The organism is Exiguobacterium sp. MH3, assembly GCF_000496635.1.
Lineage (GTDB): Bacteria > Bacillota > Bacilli > Exiguobacteriales > Exiguobacteriaceae > Exiguobacterium_A > Exiguobacterium_A indicum.
Map to the genome: position 1 here is coordinate 1,543,991 of NC_022794.1, position 20,342 is coordinate 1,564,332.

General features: G+C 50.2%; 23 protein-coding genes. 14 read left to right on the forward strand and 9 right to left on the reverse strand.

The window, feature by feature from the left end:
* The first annotated feature begins 38 nt into the window (after positions 1-38).
* Positions 39-914, forward strand: a complete 876-nt coding sequence (locus tag U719_RS08195; RefSeq protein ID WP_023468287.1) for an aminoglycoside phosphotransferase family protein — start codon at positions 39-41, stop codon at positions 912-914.
* Positions 915-1,008: 94 nt separating this feature from the next.
* On the opposite strand, the gene U719_RS08200 is transcribed toward U719_RS08195, so the two are convergent.
* The 4 genes from U719_RS08200 to U719_RS08215 all read right to left on the reverse strand — a co-directional run bounded on the left by U719_RS08200 (position 1,009) and on the right by U719_RS08215 (position 3,489).
* On the reverse strand, positions 1,009-1,254 hold the full coding sequence (locus U719_RS08200; protein WP_023468288.1) for a hypothetical protein: 246 nt from the start codon (positions 1,252-1,254) through the stop codon (positions 1,009-1,011).
* Positions 1,255-1,339: 85 nt separating this feature from the next.
* Positions 1,340-1,825: a tetratricopeptide repeat protein gene (locus U719_RS08205; RefSeq protein ID WP_023468289.1), complete on the reverse strand. Its 486-nt coding sequence runs from the start codon at positions 1,823-1,825 to the stop codon at positions 1,340-1,342.
* Between the two features lie 72 nt (positions 1,826-1,897).
* Positions 1,898-2,341, reverse strand: a complete 444-nt coding sequence (locus U719_RS08210; protein WP_023468290.1) for a MarR family winged helix-turn-helix transcriptional regulator — start codon at positions 2,339-2,341, stop codon at positions 1,898-1,900.
* Between the two features lie 71 nt (positions 2,342-2,412).
* The gene (locus U719_RS08215) at positions 2,413-3,489 is read right to left on the reverse strand and encodes a GTP pyrophosphokinase family protein (RefSeq protein WP_235147649.1); all 1,077 of its coding nucleotides are present in this window, start codon (positions 3,487-3,489) and stop codon (positions 2,413-2,415) included.
* 140 nt (positions 3,490-3,629) lie between these two features.
* Between U719_RS08215 and U719_RS08220 the strand changes: the two genes are divergently transcribed.
* Positions 3,630-4,766 carry a hypothetical protein gene (locus U719_RS08220; RefSeq protein WP_023468291.1) on the forward strand — a complete coding sequence of 379 codons (1,137 nt, stop codon included), beginning with the start codon at positions 3,630-3,632 and terminating at the stop codon, positions 4,764-4,766.
* A 132-nt stretch (positions 4,767-4,898) separates the two neighbouring features.
* Here U719_RS08220 and U719_RS08225 read toward each other — a convergent pair whose 3' ends face one another.
* Complete coding sequence (locus U719_RS08225; RefSeq protein ID WP_023468292.1) at positions 4,899-5,321, reverse strand: organic hydroperoxide resistance protein; 423 nt, start codon at positions 5,319-5,321, stop codon at positions 4,899-4,901.
* Between the two features lie 108 nt (positions 5,322-5,429).
* On the opposite strand from U719_RS08225, the gene U719_RS08230 reads away from it, so the two are divergent.
* Entirely contained in the window at positions 5,430-5,861 is a 432-nt protein-coding gene (locus U719_RS08230; protein WP_023468293.1) for a MarR family winged helix-turn-helix transcriptional regulator, read from the forward strand.
* Between the two features lie 17 nt (positions 5,862-5,878).
* Here the strand turns inward: U719_RS08230 and U719_RS08235 are convergent, their stop codons facing one another.
* A complete protein-coding gene (locus U719_RS08235) occupies positions 5,879-6,334 on the reverse strand; it encodes a hypothetical protein (protein WP_023468294.1) in 456 nt (151 codons plus the stop codon).
* A 127-nt stretch (positions 6,335-6,461) separates the two neighbouring features.
* Here U719_RS08235 and U719_RS08240 point away from each other — a divergent pair, with 127 nt between their 5' ends.
* The 4 genes from U719_RS08240 to U719_RS08255 are packed head-to-tail and all read left to right on the forward strand — an operon-like array spanning position 6,462 to position 10,160.
* Complete coding sequence (locus U719_RS08240) at positions 6,462-6,953, forward strand: PH domain-containing protein (RefSeq protein WP_023468295.1); 492 nt, start codon at positions 6,462-6,464, stop codon at positions 6,951-6,953.
* Positions 6,950-8,398, forward strand: coding sequence for a PH domain-containing protein (locus tag U719_RS08245; RefSeq protein WP_023468296.1), 1,449 nt, complete (start codon positions 6,950-6,952; stop codon positions 8,396-8,398). Before U719_RS08240 ends, U719_RS08245 begins: the two co-directional genes overlap by 4 nt.
* Before the next feature lie 34 nt (positions 8,399-8,432).
* Positions 8,433-9,350: an alpha/beta hydrolase gene (locus tag U719_RS08250; protein WP_023468297.1), complete on the forward strand. Its 918-nt coding sequence runs from the start codon at positions 8,433-8,435 to the stop codon at positions 9,348-9,350.
* An 18-nt stretch (positions 9,351-9,368) separates the two neighbouring features.
* Positions 9,369-10,160 carry a protein phosphatase 2C domain-containing protein gene (locus U719_RS08255; RefSeq protein WP_023468298.1) on the forward strand — a complete coding sequence of 264 codons (792 nt, stop codon included), beginning with the start codon at positions 9,369-9,371 and terminating at the stop codon, positions 10,158-10,160.
* A gap of 35 nt (positions 10,161-10,195) precedes the next feature.
* Here U719_RS08255 and U719_RS16840 read toward each other — a convergent pair whose 3' ends face one another.
* A complete protein-coding gene (locus U719_RS16840; protein ID WP_023468299.1) occupies positions 10,196-10,342 on the reverse strand; it encodes a hypothetical protein in 147 nt (48 codons plus the stop codon).
* Between the two features lie 148 nt (positions 10,343-10,490).
* On the opposite strand from U719_RS16840, the gene U719_RS08260 reads away from it, so the two are divergent.
* A complete protein-coding gene (locus tag U719_RS08260) occupies positions 10,491-11,087 on the forward strand; it encodes a hypothetical protein (RefSeq protein ID WP_023468300.1) in 597 nt (198 codons plus the stop codon).
* Positions 11,088-11,108: 21 nt separating this feature from the next.
* Entirely contained in the window at positions 11,109-12,293 is a 1,185-nt protein-coding gene (locus U719_RS08265; RefSeq protein ID WP_023468301.1) for a hypothetical protein, read from the forward strand.
* A gap of 47 nt (positions 12,294-12,340) precedes the next feature.
* Here U719_RS08265 and U719_RS08270 read toward each other — a convergent pair whose 3' ends face one another.
* Positions 12,341-12,751 (reverse strand): hypothetical protein, encoded by a 411-nt coding sequence (locus U719_RS08270; protein ID WP_023468302.1) that lies wholly within the window; start codon positions 12,749-12,751, stop codon positions 12,341-12,343.
* Between the two features lie 84 nt (positions 12,752-12,835).
* Positions 12,836-14,299 (reverse strand): potassium/proton antiporter, encoded by a 1,464-nt coding sequence (locus U719_RS08275; RefSeq protein WP_023468303.1) that lies wholly within the window; start codon positions 14,297-14,299, stop codon positions 12,836-12,838.
* A gap of 160 nt (positions 14,300-14,459) precedes the next feature.
* Between U719_RS08275 and U719_RS08280 the strand changes: the two genes are divergently transcribed.
* The 5 genes from U719_RS08280 (at position 14,460) to U719_RS08300 (ending at position 20,267) form a co-directional block, all read left to right on the forward strand.
* Positions 14,460-15,332, forward strand: a complete 873-nt coding sequence (locus U719_RS08280) for an SDR family NAD(P)-dependent oxidoreductase (protein ID WP_023468304.1) — start codon at positions 14,460-14,462, stop codon at positions 15,330-15,332.
* Between the two features lie 223 nt (positions 15,333-15,555).
* Positions 15,556-16,041, forward strand: a complete 486-nt coding sequence (locus U719_RS08285) for a GNAT family N-acetyltransferase (RefSeq protein WP_023468305.1) — start codon at positions 15,556-15,558, stop codon at positions 16,039-16,041.
* A 73-nt stretch (positions 16,042-16,114) separates the two neighbouring features.
* Positions 16,115-17,164, forward strand: a complete 1,050-nt coding sequence (locus U719_RS08290; RefSeq protein WP_023468306.1) for an oxidoreductase — start codon at positions 16,115-16,117, stop codon at positions 17,162-17,164.
* A 183-nt stretch (positions 17,165-17,347) separates the two neighbouring features.
* Positions 17,348-18,424, forward strand: a complete 1,077-nt coding sequence (locus U719_RS08295) for a C39 family peptidase (RefSeq protein ID WP_023468307.1) — start codon at positions 17,348-17,350, stop codon at positions 18,422-18,424.
* A gap of 121 nt (positions 18,425-18,545) precedes the next feature.
* On the forward strand, positions 18,546-20,267 hold the full coding sequence (locus tag U719_RS08300) for a DUF2339 domain-containing protein (RefSeq protein WP_235147650.1): 1,722 nt from the start codon (positions 18,546-18,548) through the stop codon (positions 20,265-20,267).
* The last annotated feature ends 75 nt before the right edge of the window (positions 20,268-20,342 follow it).

Sequence of the window (20,342 nt, forward strand, 5' to 3'; positions counted from 1 at the left end):
AAGATGCGTCCTCTTTTTAATGTCAGAAAGGAGTCTTCATGTTACCTTTGCATCCCTTACTCACGCACGTTGTAAGCAAAAGACAGTTATCTGGTCGATCGCGCCAAGCCGTCTGGTCCGTCAAGACGGCAACAGCGCACTACATCGTCAAGGTCGTGACGGATCCGTCTAGTCGTCAATTTGAACGAGAAGCCGCTGTCGCGATCCCAAAACAAGAGGGAATCTCTCATGCCTTACCGCTAGCGACCGGACGGACCGCAACGACCGCTTACGGTATCTATCCCTACCTCCCCGGACAAACCGTTCGAAGCGTACTCAAGGAGACACCGGAATTAGCACCCCGACTCGGTCAGGAGACAGGGCAAGCGTTGAGACGCATTCATGACGTCACTGCACCGAGCGAAATGACGTCTTGGAGCGAACGTTGCCAGACGAAACATGACCGCTACCGCGCAGCGATTGACGGGTTGCTTGAGCCAACGTGGATCGAGCGTCTTGATCGATTCATTAGCGAGCGGATTCCGTTACTTCAGACACGTCCGAACCAGTTGCAACATGATGACGTTCATCTCGATAATCTCCTTGTCGAGGATGGGCATCTTTCCGCATTCCTTGATTACGGGAATCATGATTATGGCGATCCGTGGCATGATTTCGTCAAATGTGGTCTGTTTCAGGTCGAGACGAGTCCGGTATTTGCCCGTCACTTGATCGAGGGGTATTTCGAGACCGAAGTACCATCCGACTTTTGGCGAATGTATAGTCTTTACATGGCGATGGTCGTCTTTTCAGCACTCGTCTGGACGAAGCGGTTCGATGCAGACGGAATGCAAGCAATGCAAAAACGCGTTCAGCGAATCATTCAGGATCATGCTGGTTTTCAGCGAGACATCCCGCTTTGGTATGAGACTTGAACAGCAAGGACAATAAAAACATGATGCGTTCGTCTCTCTTGACTGAGAAACGAACGCATCATGTTTGGTCTGAATCATATATTCGAAGCGATACTTACCACTCGAAGCCTTCTTCACTATACTTGCCGTTTGAATTGAAGAATCGTTCTTCTGTTTTACCGTTTACCGTACTCGTATAAATGACGTAGACGTCGAGATGATCATTCTGATCCGCCATCTTTTTAGCAGCTTTCTTAGCATCGGCTTCATTCGTATATGTCTCTGACTTGCTTGCCTTGCCGTGTTTTTCTTGCCCTTGTTCTTCATAACCTTCTACTGTCCATACTTTTTTTGATGACATCCTTAACTTCCTTTCCTGCCAAAAGCGAGTCCGCTTGGCTGTTACATTATGCTGTGCAAAACGAGCACTCGTCAACCGTTGCCGTTCATTCTTTGACGATCTCGTCCAAATGATCGGCATAATAACGGATTGCTCGGTCAAATGTCTGGATCGAGGCGTCCGACGACGTCGTAGCAAGACTCTTCAGCAACCGACCGACTGCCTGATCGGCTTGACCGAGATTGTATTCCGTCATCGCGAGGAAGGCTTGCAGGGCATGGGCGTCCGGAAACTCACGGAGCGCACGATGGAACACGTCTGACGCAACTTCGAACTGACCGATGACACGATATGTACTGCCGAGTCCGATATATGCCTGCAGACGGTCCTCACCTGTAAGACCGAGCGCTAGTGCTTGTTCATAATAGGGAACTGCAGCCTGTTCCTCACCGAGACTATCATGACACCACGCCATCTGATAGAGGACGATCGGGTCGTTAGGTGCCGTCTCGACATACTGACGGACGACTGCCTTCGCTTTTTCATATTGTCCCGTCTGTCGTAACTGTTGCACCGATTCGAAATCAAACATCGTGTTTCCTCCTCCTTAATTTACTAAAAAACGGATCCGGTCGTCCTGACCGGATCCGTTCGATTGAACAGCTTAGATTGTTTTTTCAAGCTTCGTCAAGAGCGTCCGGAACAGTTCGAGTTCCTGATCCGAGAAGTCCTCGAAGACGTCTGCGAGGTAATCCATCTTCATCGATTCGAGTTTTTCATAGAGCTCGATGCCTTTTGGAGTGGCGCGAAGTTCGACGACACGACGATCGAGTTCGCTTCGTTCACGCGAGATCAACTCTTTTTTCGTCAATTCGTCTGCTAATGCCGTGATCATGCTCGCTGAGAATTGGAACTCCTGCGAGAGGGCAGAGGCGATTTGCGGACTGTTCGCACAAAGGGACTTCAAGATGAAGAATTCATTGCGTGTCAAGTACGTCGTGAACATGCTACGCACGTCCTTCTTGATCGCGCGGTAGTTCATCCGTAATCCTTTTTCTGTATCAACGATCAACTGATCGCGTTGTGCTACTTCTAGTGTAGTTGCCATGTATCGTTCACTCTTTCTATACCGTAGTTTCTTTCACTCGTGATTTAGTATAGTGAAAAATTTTAGTTTAATCAATATTTTTCTCTTGAATCATCTGTTTCGACGACGCGGGCGACTTGGGCGACGATCTCTTCGACGTTGCGCAGTTCTGGATAGAAGCGACGGAAGAAGTAGTCGATCCGGTGTGTATCTTCGCCAGCAATTGTCAGCGCCATGCAGATATAGGCGATGCCGATTCCTTGACGAGGCAGGAACGGATTCGGCATGACCTTCGCACAGCGTAAGGTGAGCGGACTGTGCGTCGTCACGGCTTCAATCAACTCTCCGTACGTCCGGATATCGACATAATGGAACATCCGAATCAGTTCGTTGATCAGTTGTTGATCGGAATCGAGCATCATTTGCGATGTAACGAGTCGTTTATCGAGCTCGTTGATGACCGGGGAGTGATCGATGAAGTAGTTCAAGTTATCTGCAGTGATCCGGACTTGATGGGGATCAGACAAGATTTGTTGAACGGTCTCGTCTTCAAATTGTTTCAACTGTTTCTTGATGTTGACGAACTCCTGATCGGCGATTTCGAGTAATCCTGCCACCCGACTGAAGCTGCGCCGGACTTCTGCTGGGACACTGTTCGGATTTTTATATCCGAGATCATGTTCGATCTCCGCCCACGCGTGTTGCAGGATCGAGCGGATTTGGATCTCAGCCGTGTAGTCCTTAAAACGTCCATACTCGCTCAGAGCAAGCCGCTGATCGCTCAGTGAAGCGACGAAGTGGACCGAAAGATAACCGAATTCCGTTGTATCGAGCAACGTTGACTTATCGACCGATTGATCGCGATCGATCGCGAACTCATTCTCGATGATGCGTGCCGCTTCCCGGACATCGTCATGGAAATAAGTGACGATCCGGATCCCGGTCAAGTCATGGACGTCCTTAAGTGAACGGTATTTGTTCGGTTGCCGTAAGACTTTTTGATACAGACTCTCGGAGTCCTTCGTCCGGGCGACGATCGAGTGGTATTTGATGCCTGCCGCGTCGAGCAACTCGGACAAGAGCATCTTCAACTTGTCGGCGTAGGCATCGTATTCTTCCTTATCGTTGACATATTCGAGCATCATCGTATTTAAATCTTGTGATTGCACCGTTTCGCACCTTCCTCATCCTGTAGTCATCTAGCCATATTGTAGCACTCTGCTTCGTTAAACGCACAGCAAGACCCTGTTTGAAGCAGTACGATTCGTGGGAAAAAGACAAGTAGTACGTGTCCGGGAGGAGATTAATCATGGAAATAGTGGATGCCCGTGCTTTACCCGCCGATCATATGGATGTCTTGCATGTCACACCATCGTCGATCTATTTTCGACGTCGTCTCGATGACGCCCGTTACCACATCAGCCGGTATGATCTTGAAGATCAAGAACAGGTCGATCTAACGCCAGAAGCCTTGACGGATCACGGACCAACCCGACCGTTCGTGCGGCACGGAAGAGTCTATTGTTTGAATGAACATACGCAAGAGCAGGGCGGGGAGACGGAAGTGCTCGTCATCGATCTCTTGTCCGGTAAACGGGAGCAGATTGCGTCGTTTTATGTCGAAGGGGATTTGACGCTCTACTGGGTGCTCAATGAGAACTATCTCGTATTCTTACAAACGACGGATACGACGTCTGCGTTTTTGTATGACGTTAAGGATGAAACGCGGCAGACGATTCGTGATCCACGGCTCTACGGGATGACGGAGAATTACCGGGAACTCTATTTCTTTCTCGTCACGCTCGAAGAGAAGGAGTATATCGTCTGTAATGCCCGGCTCGATGAGTTCTCGTTCTATGATGCCCTTGAAAGTGGTGTCATCTCACCAGAAGATCCGATCGACCACTCGGAAAGTCTGTTGATTGCCCCACTACCGACCTTGATCGAGGAGATCGAACGTGGTGTTGAGCACTTATCGTTCGCAACCTTGTTGAAGTTAGAAGGGGAAGGGGATACCGTTCAGTATCTCGGAGAACAGGAAGGGCATCTGATCTTCAGTGCCTATACCGATCGTTTGAACGAAGAAATCTTTTACCGGATTGATACGGAAGCGAGTGTCGAAGAGGTTGCCCGGATTCAGTGGAGTGACTATGAACCGCTCGACTTCACGTACGATGACGTCGAGTCGACGATCTTCATCGTCAATGACCGGTCCGAGCACCATCATGAAGTGATCAACTTACGCAACGGTGCCCGATTCCTCGATAAGGAGCCGTTCGAACGTGTCTTACGTGGACGCTTTTATCTACACGAAGCGATCGGAGACGACGCGGAACCAATGGTCACGGTCTATGACGCAGAACACAATGAACGCTATCGGTTCGAGGATGCCTATTATGTCACCGTATCCGGGGAACTCGTCATCTTATCGGTCCATCAACTATGAAAAAAGAGCGGTTGTTCTTTTCGTGAGAGCAACCGTTCATCATCAAGAATGCAATTATTTCAACTACCGAATTCATTATAAAAACAAAAAACCAGCCGAGAGTGAACCTCGGGCTGGCTAGAAATGCTACACTTATTCTGCGTCAGTCGTACGTGTGTAGACGTCGACTTGGATGTTTCCAGCAGTTGCACGTGAGTAAGGGCAGACCGTATGCGCGACTTTCGCAAGTTCAGCCGCCGCTTCTTCCGAGATCCCACGGACGAGAACATCGAGTTCGACGGAAAGCATGAATCCGTCAGCTGCTTCGTTTAATGTCACGTGTGCTGTGACTTCACTGCCATCGTGTTTGATCCCTTGTTTGCGAGCGACCATGTTCAAGGCAGAGTCGAAGCAAGCAGAATATCCTGCAGCAAAGAGTTGTTCTGGGTTCGTTGCTTGTTTTTTCGATCCTGGTACCGGCATTGCGAGGGCGACGTCAAGAATACCGTCCTCCGATACGACGCGTCCGTCGCGACCTCCGACAGCTGTTGCAGATGATGTGAACATTGGTTTCATGTGTGTAACTCCCTTTCGTTGTTAGATTCAAATAAGTAGCTTACAATTAGATTGTATACAATTTAAATCGAAATGCAACTCGTTTGCTCACGATAGGAGGAATTTTTTATGAACCCGTTAGCTTTAGATGAACAACTCTGTTTTCCGTTTTATGCGATTTCGCGTGAGATCACGCGTCGTTATCGTCCGTTACTTGAACCACTTGGTCTGACGTATCCGCAATATCTCGTCATGCTCGTCGTCTGGGAAGAGGAGGGACAATCACTCAAAGCCATCGGTGAACGGCTCCATCTTGATTCGGGAACGTTGACGCCGTTACTGAAGAAACTCGAAGCGGCAGATCTGTTGCGACGCGTCCGTAAGCCGGAAGACGAACGGCACATCCAGATCTTTTTAACGGATGCTGGTCGTGCGTTACGGAAACAAGCAGAGACTGTTCCGCTTGATCTCGTCCAGACACTCGACGTCGACGAAGAAGACTTACGCGTCGTCAAAGCGGCACTGAATCGTCTCGTCATGAAAATGAGCGACCCGGATTAACCGGATCGCTCATTGTCTTATTTACGGCGGAAACCTTCTTCTTCAAGATAGTTCGCTGCTTCCTTATACGAGTTGAATGCACCGTCTAAAAGATCACCAGCGTAGACGAGCCACGTGTCGATGTCTTCATTGAGCAACGTTAATTCGAACTGGTTATCGTTGACCCATGTTTCTTCGAGTGTTTCGACCGATTGGACCGTCGAGAGTGCTTTGATTGCATCTTCTAATAAGAGAATTAGAGCAGGCTCTGAAAATTCACGGATATTGACGAATCCTTTTTCGTCCGTTTCATAACCTGGTAGACCAGCGGCATAGACGAAGCCGTTTCCGTTCGGATGCAAATGATAGACGAGATTCTTCTTCTCATACTGACTGTCCGGGAATTGGAAATTGACGCGTTTTAGCGAGACATCTTTGCGGACGAGCTGTGGGAAAGTCTCGATAATTCGTAGTTTTTCTTCAAAAGTTAACATGGTTCCTCCTTGGTGTTACAGTTCTTCACTTCTATATATGCGATGAAATCAAACAAAATGTCAACCGCTGTCTGAAACCAAGCGACGTTTTTAACCGTAAATGGAAACGAAAGGAAGTGTTTTTTTGATGTCTACTGTACAATGGCATACGCTGCCAGAACGATCGATTCGAGCAGAACGGCTCGGATTGTTGCCGTTACACGGCTTGATCGCCGTCATTTTGATCGGAACGACGATTACCCAAGTCATGTGGCTCGACCTGACACCTTGGTGGATGGGCATCGCCGGTCTGCTTTGGCTGATCTATTTCATTCCCCGTATCGTCTACATACCCGTTCTTCGCTTGAAGTATATGCGTTATCGCATCGATGAGGAATTTCTCGTCGTCCGCAACGGCATCTTCTTCCGCCGCGAAGTCACCGTGCCGCTCGTCAAGGTGCAATTGATCGATAGCCAAACGGGACCGATCCTGCGTCGCTATGATTTGATCACACTTGATATTCGAACGGCATCCGGCTTCGTCACGTTGTCACGACTCGATCGTGCGCAAGGAGACGCGCTACGCACACAAGTCGAACGCTTTGCGAAACTCGAGGAACGGGAGGAGGAATCGTTATGACCCGGCGCGTCCACCCGCTGTTCATCGTGATGTCGAGTATCTCGATCATCCGCTCGCTCCTGATTCCGTTCGCCGCCTTGATTTTAAATGCGATCCGCAAAGGCGAGATCAACACCTATACGTGGATCGGGATCAGTGTTGGGATTGTGTTCGTCCTCTTATATGGGATCGCCTCCTGGTATTTCTATACGTTCACGATTGATGCCGAGACGATTCGGGTCCGCAAAGGAATTCTCCAAAAAAGTGAACGGACGACGCAACGTAAACGGATCGAGTCGATCGGCATTCAGCAAAACGTCATCGAACGACTGCTGCGTCTTGCGACGTTGACCGTCGAGACGTCGTCTGAGAGCGGAACACCAGAAGTCGAACTAAAAGGGATCCGTCTTGATTTTGCGAAAGAACTAAAGTCTTCGATCAAAAACGAGGGGCAACTCGTCGTCGAAGAACAGCAGGCGGAAGTCGCCTATACGATCCCTGTCCGCGATTTGGTATTAGCTGGTGCCTTGTCGGGACGCGTCGGACTAGCGCTCGTCGGGATCGGGACCGCCTATCAATTCATCGATCAGTTCATTGAACGTTATGTCGATCGACTGTTCTCGGAACTCGCTCATTTATCGTTGTTCGTCTTGACGGGACTTGGCGTCCTCGTCTTACTCGTCATCTATATCGGCTCGATCATCGTCTATATCTTGAAATACGGTTCGTACCGTGCCGTCTTGCAACACAACCGATTATTGATCGGGTACGGAATGTTGAACCGGACCGAGGTCGCGTTTCATGCTGATAAGATTCAAGCCCTCGTCATTCAGGAAAGCTGGATTCAGCGGTTGATTGGACGGGCTAGCCTGTCCTTGCACATCATCTCGGCGACTGGAGAAAAGGAGCGACTGTTGCTCCATCCATTCATCCGGACGAACGAGATTGATCCGTTCCTAGCGACATATCTGCCGCGCTTTCGTCAGTTCAGTCCGCAGCATGAAGTCGCACCGATTGGCTTTCGCTACCGGGTTCGTTGGCCGTTACTCGGTTATGCGCTGTTGTTTACGGCACTAAGCAGTGTCGTCATCATCGTCCTTGATTCCTCATGGCGCTTCTTGATCTTGCTTCTGTTCATCTGGTTACCGTTCTATTACTTCGCTGTGCGCAGCGGTTACCGAAAGACCCGTTTCGGAACCGGTCACGATCTCTTGATGTTACGCAAACAATGGGTCCAAAAAGAGACCGTCTATACGCCACGACTGAAAATTGAGGAATTGACCTGGTCCGTTTCTCGCTGGCTCGAAGCAAAGGAGATTGCCCGGATTGAGATTCAACTACGGGGCAATACTGCTTTTAACGCGCTTTATTTTGAACGAACGGATATCGATACCTTACAGCGCTGGTATAAACAATCGTTCCTTTCGACCCCGTTAGCAGGGGAAGTGAAAACCGACGACGAATAAGGAAAGACTCACTGTCGGAAAGGAAGCGAAGCACATGCGCAAATGGGGAATCGGCATCGTGTTGCTCGTCACGTGTCTGCTATTGTTCATCGTCTATGATGGATACCGGATGCAAGAAACATTGATCGGTCAGTCGGACGCTTCTCCGATTCTGAAGACGACAAGAAACGGACAAGTGACGAACGACGAGACATGGTTCAAACAAACGAGCGAGACGCAGCAATGGTCGAAGGACGGGATCGTCCGCTTCGGACGTTATCTACCGGTTGACGGTAGCAAACAGACGGTCCTCCTCGTTCCGGATGAGATGATGTTTTCACAGACCGGTGTTTATGCGCTTGCCCGTTATTACCATGAGGCTAATTTCAATGTCTTACTCATCGAACGGCGTGGGCAGGATCGAAGCGGTGGCGTCCGGAATTACGGTTGGCTCGATCGACTGGATGTCTTGGAATGGACGAAACGCCTGCTTGCTGAAAACGAAGACGATACACGAATCGTCTATCACGGACTCGGTGTCGGCGCAGCGACCGTCTTACTCGCTTCTGGCGAGACCGTACCAACCCAAGTCCGGGCGATCGTCGCTGAAGGAGCTTACGCCCGACTCGACGACTGGCTCAGTCTACTTGCGGACGAACAGATCCGTTACCCGGCACTTCCGTCTCTGACGATCGCGAGCATGTGGAACAAGGGCGAGCAAGATTTCTTTTATGGTGACGTCTCGGTGACCCGTCAAGCAACGAAGAGTCGGGTTCCGACGATGTTCATTCATGGAATGAAGGACGAACTCGTTCCGGTTCGGATGATGTACGAACTGTATCAAGCAAAAACGGGATTAAAACAATTGTATCCAGTTCGCGATGCCGGTCATGACGAGACGTACACGATGGACCCGGATAACTACGAAAAACGATTACGCTTATTCTTGCAACCGTACTTGCGGGAGATGTAAAGAAGGGAAGACTGATGCATGCAGACGACACATCCATCCTACTTCTGGGTCGGATCCGACGAACCTTTCGTCGACACGAAGCAGATTGACCAGATTGGTCGAGTGACGCTCGGACGATTCGGAGGCTGCTCAAGAAGCGGTCAATATAAAAACGAAGACGGGGCTGCCATCTTAATCGGCGACGATTGGGAGATGACCGTCGTCTTAGACGCTCATAAGACAGCGGATAGTGCGGCACTTGTCTTACAGCAGTTAGCACAACACGAGTCGCGCATTCGGACTGATCTTGATGCCCCACTTACGGACGCATTCCAACGAATCGAGACGACCGTGCTGGATCTATTTCAAGATCCGGACTTTTTAGCGGCGTGTGCGACGTTGCAAGGAGAAACCGCTTGTTTGATTGCCGTCCGGAAAGGGCGCTTCATCTGGTGGTTCTCGGTCGGTGACGTCGTCTTGTATCTGTTTCACCCGGAGCTGATGAAGATGGGACAAGCCGCCTTGAACCAGCGTCAATTCTATGAATGGATCGGACGCGCGAACACGTTTGCGTTACCGGTCCCGAGTTACGCGCGAGGGATCCGCGAATTGCGCCAAGGCGAGAATCAGTTGTTCGTGACGACGGATGGTTTGCTTGAGTGCCCGGGAACCCCATATGCTGACGCGATGCAGATCGAGGAAACTTTACGATCAGGTGGTGTCAAAGAACTTCTCTCGACAATCGAGGCACAGGGTGTTCGTGACAGTACGACGGTCGTTACATGGACCGTCACGATTGACGAACGCGTCACCCAACCTAGTGATACATGAAATAACCCGCGCTCCTGCTTGAGCGCGGGTTATTGTTATTCTGTTTCAGGCGTTTGTTCCTGTTGCTGATCGAGTTCGACCGGTTCTTGGTCTACGGGTGGCTTCGCTTCAGCCAACGGGAAGGCGATGCCCGCACTTGTCAGCAAGGTGATCAAGGCGGCGCTCGTCAATGTTTGACGCATGATCCGACACGTCCTTTCTGTCTGATTCCGACACTATATTTTAATAATTCTGAACATTCTTCATCGTTTCGTCAAGCAATCTTTTACTTCCACTACGTATTTTTCCCAAAAACCCAGTATACTTAAACATGAAAAAGGGGGAAATCGATTGAAATTAACGAAAGCCAACACACGTCTATTAGAAACCGTTTTACCACGCTTGAACCTGAATGTCGCAGAACCGGACCGGACGGAGATTGAAGACCGTCTGCGGGCAGATATCTATGAAGCCCAGCGGAAACAGCGTCCATTCGAAGAGATTCACGGACTATCGGTCGAAGCACGCCTCGATCAGATGATTGCTGAATTACCACAACGACACCGGATGGAGACACAAAAACGCTGGACGCGAAACTATGTCTCGTCGATCCTGATGTTCATCTTCATCGAAGGGATCGATGGATTGTTCCAATTCGCTTTGATTGACTACTTATTCTTCTCGATCATCGCTCTATTCTTGATCGACGCGATGTCACAAGTCATCACGGCACCGAAGCTTAAACAAGTCAAACCGCGGGTGTGGATTCAATTCGTCATCAGCTTCATTTTATTTTCAACCTACAAGGCACTGCTCGTGACGGTCTTCCCGGCACCAGACGTCTTAATTCAAGTCAGCGGAACGCCGTCTTATCTCATCGGCATCGCGGGACTCGTTGGTCTCTACATCTACTGGTCAAAGAATCCGTTACGAAAGCGCGGCGCATAATTCGCGAGAGGAGAGGATTGCGTGGAGTTCACACATTGGAAACGACGGCTGCAAGATCATTTCGAACGAATGGGCTTTTCCCTACTGACGGAACGATTAGCATCGCAGGACATGGTCAAGCTCGAAGCGACACATGGTGCCTTCCTGTTCTTTCCGGTGACGATCCATCTGTATGAGCGTTCCGGCTGGAAGATGGTCGCCTTCGAGGCAAAGACGGAGGAGGAGCCGCAACTCGTCGAGCAGCAGATCGCCTCGTTATTCCAACTCTTAATGGTGACGTTCCAAGAAGAAGAGCGCGAGTTCCTACTCGGATTTCATGCGAATACCGGTCGTTACCTGACGGACCGTAATGCACCCGTCGGACGGCTCGTCCGTCTGATCGAAGAGTGTTGGTATGACGGTGACGTCCTGCGAGTCGACACATTCGATCCGTTTCCGGGACTGTTCGTCGCGCCACCTTTTGCCCATCAAAGTTATGCCTTCATGCCGGAAGATCGGACGTGGCGCTTATCCGTCGGGCGTACTGGACGTCCGGCGAACGATTATCGATTCGACGGAACGATCTTGTCCCTACACCGCTTACCGGAATCGGAATTATTCACCGTGACACCAAAGACGGTCCCGTTAGAGGATGAAGAGGCGATCCGGACCTTACTGGAAACAGAACGACAGACGATCGCTAAGTTCCATGATCGCGCCATGGCGACGATTCGGGCGTACGATCCATCATTTGGTTTTGCTTGGCGCGGGACGCAGACATTTTTCCACGGTGTTCCGGTCAATCCATTCGCACAGCGCTTGTGGCTCGAGAACGGCGTGACGCGATACCGGATTCTACAACAAGGATCGACGCGATTGCTTGCTTCCGGTGAGACGTGTGACGCTGTCATCGAAATGCTCGATGATGCCGTCAGCAGTGAAGAACCGGATGGTCAATCCGTCAGTCCGATTGGTCAACTGATTCTCGGGATTTGGCAACAGATCGAGTCGGACGAAGCGACGTATATCACGAACGTCGATTGCCGCGGCATCTCGCGTACACAAGCCGATAACCGGATCCGCCACGCGCTAGCAAGGCAAGAGACGATCGAGTGGGTGCACCGGGCACCGAACGAAGATGATATTTGTCGCTTTGCCGGTCTGACGTTGACCTTCCCGCATCGTCCACCGGGTGTCATCACGATTGAACGAACGGAAGCAGAATAACACGAACAGGCACGTCCGCGAGTAAGCAGACGTGCCTGTTCGTTTTTTTAGTGCGCGTGCTGTGACAATCGATTAAAGACGACGGACAGACTGTAATAGATCATTGCTGTCAGAGTAGCGATCGTAAAAGAAAGCGGCAGGTCAAATTCGTCCTTCGTCGTCAAGAGAATCAGGAGACTCGCAATCACGATGCCGTACATCCCATAACCAACGACTGTCGGCACATACGCTAGTGTCGTTGAAGAACGATTAATGATCATGCCGATGATAAAGTCGAGTAAAAAGCCGGACAGCAAGATGATTGGCAAGGCGAATAAGACGTATGACAAAAATGTTGAACCGAATGAATCATACATCGTATTCGCTTCCCTCTCTGTAATCGGTGTATAGGATATGTACGTCAGCACAGTGCAAACGAGACCGGTTGTCATAATAACGGCAAGCAATCGCTTCAACATGAATTTTCCTCCTTTATTTTCCTTATTGAGTATACCAATCCACACCAAAAAACACACCCTACTGGAGGATGTGTAAAGAACGACCTATAACCCGAGCGACACGATTAGCCGTCGAACATCCTGATCCGCTTGTTTAGGTGTCAAAATCAACAGTTGATCGTCTACGAGGACACGTGTCTGACCACGCGGCGTCAGAATTTCATCTTCACGAATGATTGCAACGACGAGCACATCCTGGGGCATCTCGATATCCTGTAGCGTTTTTCCGGCAATCACACTGTTTGTCGAGACCCTGACCTCGATGATCTCCGCTTGTGGATGGGTGACGGTCATGAATTTCAGGAACGGTTCGACCGTCGTGTCGTGCTGTGTCTCAAGCCCCATTCGCCGGACGATCCACGGCAAGGCCGTTCCTTGCAAGAGAGCAGACGTCATGACGGTGAAGAAAACGATATTGAAAAGAAGCGGCGCTTCCGCGAGACCACTGGAAAGCGGATAGGTCGCGAGAATGATCGGAACGGCGCCCCGTAATCCGGCTGCCGTGATGACACTCTGTTCTTTGACCGTGTATCGAAACGGCAGCAACGACAAGACGACGGCAAGTGGACGAGCAAGCAGGATCAAGGTCAGAACGATGACGGCCGAGACGAACAAGGTCCGAGGATCGAGTAATTGTTTTGGAAAGACGAGCAGTCCGAGCATGATGAACATGCCGATCTCTGCTAAATGCGACAAGCTGCCACTGAATCGTTTGAGCGTCTCGCGGTAGATCATGTCATGATTGTTGATCCAGATCCCGGTCAAATAGACGGCGAGAAACCCACTGGCGTGCAAAATCGTCGCGAGACCATACGAGAAGAGCGCCCCACTGAACAGAAGCGTCGGATAAAGGGCGGACGATGGCAACTCGATCCGGTTCAGCAGTTGTGTGACGAGATACCCGATCGCAAGACCAACTAGCGTCCCGAGTCCCATCTCGTAGATGAAGGAAAGAATACCCGCACCGATCGAGAACGATTCCGGCGCTAACGCAAACGATGTGAACAAGATTGTCAGGAAGACGGCCATCGGATCATTCGTTCCGGACTCCGCTTCGAGCGTATGTTTGACTTTGGCATCGACCGGTCGTCCACTGAGCAGGGAAAAAACAGCAGCCGCATCAGTCGAGCCGACGAGCGCGCCGATCAATAGCGCGACCGGCCAAGAAAAATCAAGTAATAGATACGCAACGATGGCAATGATCCCGGTCGTTGCCAGGACCCCGACGGTCGCAAGCGACAGGGCAGCGGGGAGAATTTTCCGGAAGTGTGTCCACTTCGTATGCAAGCCACCGTCAAACAGAATCAGCACGAGCGCCATCGTCCCAAAGAGACGAGCTTGCTCGAAATCACCAAAGTTGATGATTCCTGTGACATCTGACCCTGCCACAATCCCGACGACGACGAACAGGATCAACGTCGGTACATTTAACCGGACGGCAAACTTCGTCGTGATGATCGCAATCAATAGTAACGTTCCTGCGACGAATAAGATCGTCCCTTCTTCCATCCGACCACCTCTTTCGTGATAACATGTTCTCCTTTTAGTATACGTTACTTTTTGAAAATTTCGAAAAATAACGTCAAAACAAGGTGTACAAACGAAAAGAAAAAGGAAAACTAGAAACAGAACTAGTTGCGTTCAATACGGAACACAAGGAGGAAAAGGGATGAACATCTGTATCGTCACGGGTGCCAACTCCGGCATGGGGATGGTCACGATTCAAGAATTATTGGAACGAGGAGATCGGGTCATCGCTACCGTCCGTTCGCAGAAAAAAGCGACGGCACTCGTGCAACTACTGCGGGAACATGGTGTATCGCATACGCACCTGGAAATCGAGATCGTCCAACTCGATCAACTGGACTCCGTCCGTCGCTTCGCGGATCGTCTGTTTGATTTAGTGGGTCGCATCGACCGCTTGATTTTAAACGCCGGTGTCATGGTACCGCCGTATCATGTCACGAAGGACGGCTTCGAATCACAATTCCAGGTCAACTACTTGAGTCATTTCTATTTGATTGAGCGCTTATTGCCGTTACTTGAGAAAGGGAACGACCCGCGCGTCATCTCGATTTCGTCGCTCGCAGGTGAAGGTGGCTTGATTCGGACCGACGTCGAACTCGAGGCGATCGCCCACGTCAAAAAAGAACACTATAGCCCGATGCGTTCTTATCGCGAATCGAAGCTCCTGCAAATGATTCATATGCGTGAACTGGCTGAAAAACACGGTGACCGGATCACGTTCGTCAGCGTCCACCCAGGGATCGTCAATACGGATCTATTCTATCGCGGCAAGTACGGCAAAGTGATGAAGACGTTACTCAAACCGGTCGCGCAAGTCGGGTACTGGACCGGAAAACTCTATACGCCGGAATACGGCGCAAAGACGGCACTCTATCTCGCAACAACCGACGATCCGCTTGACAACGGCGGCTACTATGCGGATTCCGCTCCACGACTCAGCAATCCGATCGTCGAAGACGACGAGTACCGGGCACAAGCACGGAATCTGTCGCGCCGCTGGGTCGAACTCGCCTGAATGACAAAAAAAACGACCGGCTCGTGGGAAGCCGGTCGTTTACCGTTGTGACGACTGGGGGTCAGATCACTCCTAAAGGATACGTTACATTGAAATAAAATTGTGGAATATGAAAAAAATCACAAAATAATGGGGAACGATGAAATCTTGAAGCAAAAAGGTTTTCTTCTCGCTGTACATTCGTTAGGATAGAGAAGAATTTTTTTGTAACAGGAGGAATAACATGATACGACAAGCTACATCAAAAGACGTTCGAAACATCGCAACCCTACTTGAGCAAAAAGCGCTCTCCCTCAAAGCCAGTGGCAGTAGCCAGTGGTCTGCTTATCTGGAGCAAGACATCGAACAACTCGTCGCGCGAGATTTAGAAGCCGGCCGCCTGTATGTCTTTGAGGATCAGAACGAGCTGCTTGGTTCCGTTGCCCTGCTTCCTTCGCTCGAATGGGATCAATCCTTGTGGGATGATGTAGAAGGTCTGTATATCCATCGAATCGTCGTCAGCGACCGCGCAAAAGGACGTGGTGTCGGTCGAAAACTACTGGAACACGCGATTGCAGTGACAGAGGATGAAGGAGAAATCCTACGACTCGACTGTGTCGCTTCAAACGAGTTTCTCAACGCGTATTACACGTCTTTCGGATTCGTCCATCAAGGAACACGGGACGGCTTCTCGATTTATGAGTATGAACGCATCGAAGCGACGGCTTGAAGCGGTTCAATCAAGACAACGGTCGTTTCGTTTGGTATGGTAATAGAAAAAGAACGGTTCAAGGAGTGATCGGATGCGATTGAATATCGGCTTCATCGGCTTTGGCAAAAGTACGACCCGTTACCATTTACCGTACGTGATGATCGAGGACAACTATCACGTCACCTGGATTTACAATCGGAAGGAAAAACCGGAGCTGTTCGCATCCTATCAGGATCGACTGCCGGATGCCCGTTTTACGACGGATCTGTCCGAAATGCTCGCTGACCCGGCACTTGATGTCGTCGTCATCAATACACCACCGGCGACACATTTCGAATACGCGTTGCTCGCGCTGCAACATCAAAAGCACGTTCTCGTCGAAAAGCCATTTACGGTGACGGAAGAGGAGACGAAGCGTCTATTTGCAGAAGCACATGCGCAAGGCGTCAAGATTCTCGCCTATCAAAACCGACGTTACGACAGCGACTTCCAAGTCGTCGCGCAAATCATCCGGTCCGGGAAACTTGGTCGTCTCGTCGAGGTCGTCTCGCAATTTGATCTATTCCGCCCAGAAGCGGCGTCAGCTGATGCGCGTCACGAAAACGGTGCGCTTTACGGACTCGGCGTCCATACGCTCGATCAAATCATCGCTTTGTTCGGAAAACCGGACAAGGTCGCCTTTGACGTGCGCAGTGTTCGACTGCCGCATAATCCAGACGACGCGTTTGCGATTGATCTCTATTATCCGGAGCTCAAGGTCAGCGTCCGGACGAGTCATGTCGCACTTGCCCCGGCACCCCGGTGGATGTTGCACGGCACGAACGGCACGTTCATCAAACAACACGTCGACCGGCAAGAGCTCGACCTGAAAGCGAACTACTTCCCGGGAGAAGAGGGGTTCGGTGAGGATTCAGAAGACGATTATGGGCGTTTGATCTATCACGACGAACACGGTCATCTGCAAGACGTCCGGATTCCAAGTCCTGTTGGCGATTACGGTAAAATGTATCGCGCCTTTTACCGTAGTATCGTCGAGGACGCGCCGCTACCAGTCAAGGAAGAGGATACCTTGTTCGTCGCTCATCTGCTCGAACAAGCATTTGCGCAACCATCACCATATATTTTAACGATTAAAAATTAAATTTTATTTTGATTTCAGAAAGATGACAACTCGACTGTGCCCGTAGGCATGATCGAGTTTTTTTGATATAACGAACAAGGACGTTCCTTATTTTTCAGATTTTTCTAAAGAAATGTTGATTATTTTTTCAAAAAGTTGGGAAAAGGGGAACGAGTCACCAAATTACACCATAGGGGGTCTATCATGAAACGTTTTTTCTCCGTACTGCTGATTGCAGTCATCTTCGTTGGCGTACTCAGTCCTTCGCTCATTGCTGAAGCAGCAACGAAATTAACCGTGACGACGGATGTTTTGCGCGTTCGCGAAAAACCGTCGACATCGAGTAAGATTCTCGGTAACGTCTACAAAGGGAATGTCTACACATCAAAGGGAACGTCCGGCAGCTGGTATAAAATCAGCTACAAATCCCGCACAGGCTACATACACAAAAACTACGTCAAATCGTCCTCGTCGAAATACACGTCGACGGGTACGAAGTATACGACGGTCGGCACGCTCAACGTCCGGACGGGTGCCGGAACGAAGTATAAGGTCGTAGGGCAGCTGAATAAAGGGGTTGCCGTCGCGACATACGGCACGTCAGGGAGCTGGACACGGATTCTCTATAAGGGAAGCTACCGCTATATCTCGACGCAATACGTCTCGAAGTCGAAACCATCGACGACGACGAAGAAGCTAAACGTCCCGTACTACAACCAATATTCACTCGGGTATCCATCTGGCTGTGAGTTCGTCTCGTTGAAGATGGCACTCGAATACAAGAAAAAAGCCGTCTCTGCTGCGTCACTCTATAAGCAAATGCCAAAAAGTATGAAGAACGCGACGTATAAGAACGGGAAGTATTACTGGGCAGATCCAGAAAAAATGTTCACGGGGAATCCAGCCGGAACGCTCGATTACTACAAGAACTGGGGCATCTACCCGAAAGGGATCCTACCACTCGCGAAAAAATACCGCAGTGGTGCCGTTGATATCTCGAAACAAGGCGTCTCGAAAATTGAGAGTGAGATTCGTAGCGGTAACCCGGTCATCGTCTGGGCAACGGTCGATTTCAAGAATCCATATGGCTACTTCTCTTGGATCAAACCGGACGGTAAAACATTCACAGGTTACCGGAACTATCACGTCATGCTAGTGACAGGTGTCTCAAGCGGTTCGTTCTACGTCTCGGACCCATACCGCGGCAAGTACAGTGTCAGTCGCTCGCAGTTCACATCCGTTTTCAATCAAACGGGACAATATGCGTTATCTGTTCGTTAAACCCTCATCCGGTCGCTCCCACGCGACCGGATTTTTGTCATTTTCAGGCATATCGATACGAAATCTACTGTAAAATGAAGGAGTTCACCTGCTAGGTGTGTAAAAGAATGACAATGTATTCATGAAAGGAAGTGAAGAGATGGAAGATCCACGGATCACGCGTCTCGAGCAGGAGGTCGCGGCGTTACGACAACGAGTAGCTGCCCTTGAAGGACAGCACACTTCGCCTGTCGCACCTGAACCGAGCGAACCAGAAGTGAGTACGGTCGCTCGCCCAGCCCCGCGCCCTGCTTATACGAAACGAAAACCGGTTGTTCCTCAACCAACATTTAAGGAAAAACGCTCCCGCGAAGAATGGGAACAGGTCATCGCGACCGTCTGGTTACCCCGGATTGGAGCGATATTCGCTGCACTCGGGGCCTTGTTCCTGTTCTCCTACGCCTCGGTTGCCGGTCTGATCAGTCCGCCTGTCCGCATCGGAAGTGGGGTATTGATCGGTCTACTCGTCATCGCCCTTGGAGAATACCAGTATGAGAAGAAACGACGCGAGCTCGGGGTCGGACTCGTCGCGACCGGTACGATCGTCGCCTTGGCGGCACTGTTCGCCGGGATGGCCTTATATCAATTCTATCCACCGTCTTTAGCTTTCTTACTTGAGCTCGTCGTCGTCTTCATCGCGTACGGTTTGATGCTCTGGATGCGATCGCAAGCCTTGCTCGTCCTCGTATCCATCACCGGTTTCTTATTACCGTATCTACAATTATCAGACGAGCCGAACTTGCCGCTCTTCTTATTGTACGAAGTCGTCTTGTTCGCAGTGATCTTCTTTGCCGTTGACCGACTGAAGGCAAAAAAGGCGTTCGTCTTCGCTTGGATGATCTTTACGATCGCACTCGCGTTCGGTCTACTCTCGTTAGAGCTCTACTGGCTTGATGAACAGGTACCACGACTTGATGAGTGGTCGGTCTTACTTGCAGCACTCTTTGGTTACGGTGCGACGTCGTTCGTCGGCCGACGCATCCAGTTTCAGCCAAACGTCCCAAGCTGGCTTGCCGGAATTGTCGTCTTACTGACGTTACTGATCCTTGATTGGTCGTTCGGAATGCTAGTAGCGATTCTGTTCGCCGGAATTGCCTACGTGCTTGCGGAACGATTAAAGGATCCCGCTCAAAACGGCGTCGGTCACGTTGCCTTACTCGTCGCCGTCCTCTTGATTCCGGCAGATGCCCTCAGCTGGACGTATCAACTACGCTACTTCTTGATTGCCGGATTGATCGCCGCATTTTGGTTCGTTCCGCGGGCGCGCATGCCGCATCAACGGTTGTTTAACGTCGGCTTGTATGTCGTCTTTAACTTTTCAGCCGTCGTTGATTATGAATCCTATCAAAACATAGGTTTGTCCTACGCTTTGACTGTTCTCGCGATGGTCGTCGCTTCAACGGCATTCGTCTTGCTCCTCGTTCAGACACATCGTGATCCGCTCTGGAAAGGGTCATGGCAACTTGTCCTCGTTTTAGCCGCAATCGGGGTTTTTACGACCTACACGTTGATCATCATGGAGTTACCATTCTACCGCGGTCTTGAAGAGACGGCGCGTAGTACGACGTTGTCCGCTGCCTATATTGTCCTCGCACTCGTCCTTGTCGCGATCGGTCGGATGCGGACGTCGTCGACGTGGCGATTGTCCGGATTGTTGCTACTGACCATCAGTGCCGTCAAGCTCTTACTGTTCGATTTGTCGTTCCTGAGCTTATTCCAAAAAGCGTTCGTCTTCATTGGCTTCGGGATTGTCACGTTCATCATTTCACGGACGTACTTCAAAAAACGCAAAGAACAAGCCTGATAGAGCGCTTGAATCGGTTGAAATAAACCGGTTCAAGCTTTTTTTTATTGCAAAAAATTTTTATTGATAACGATT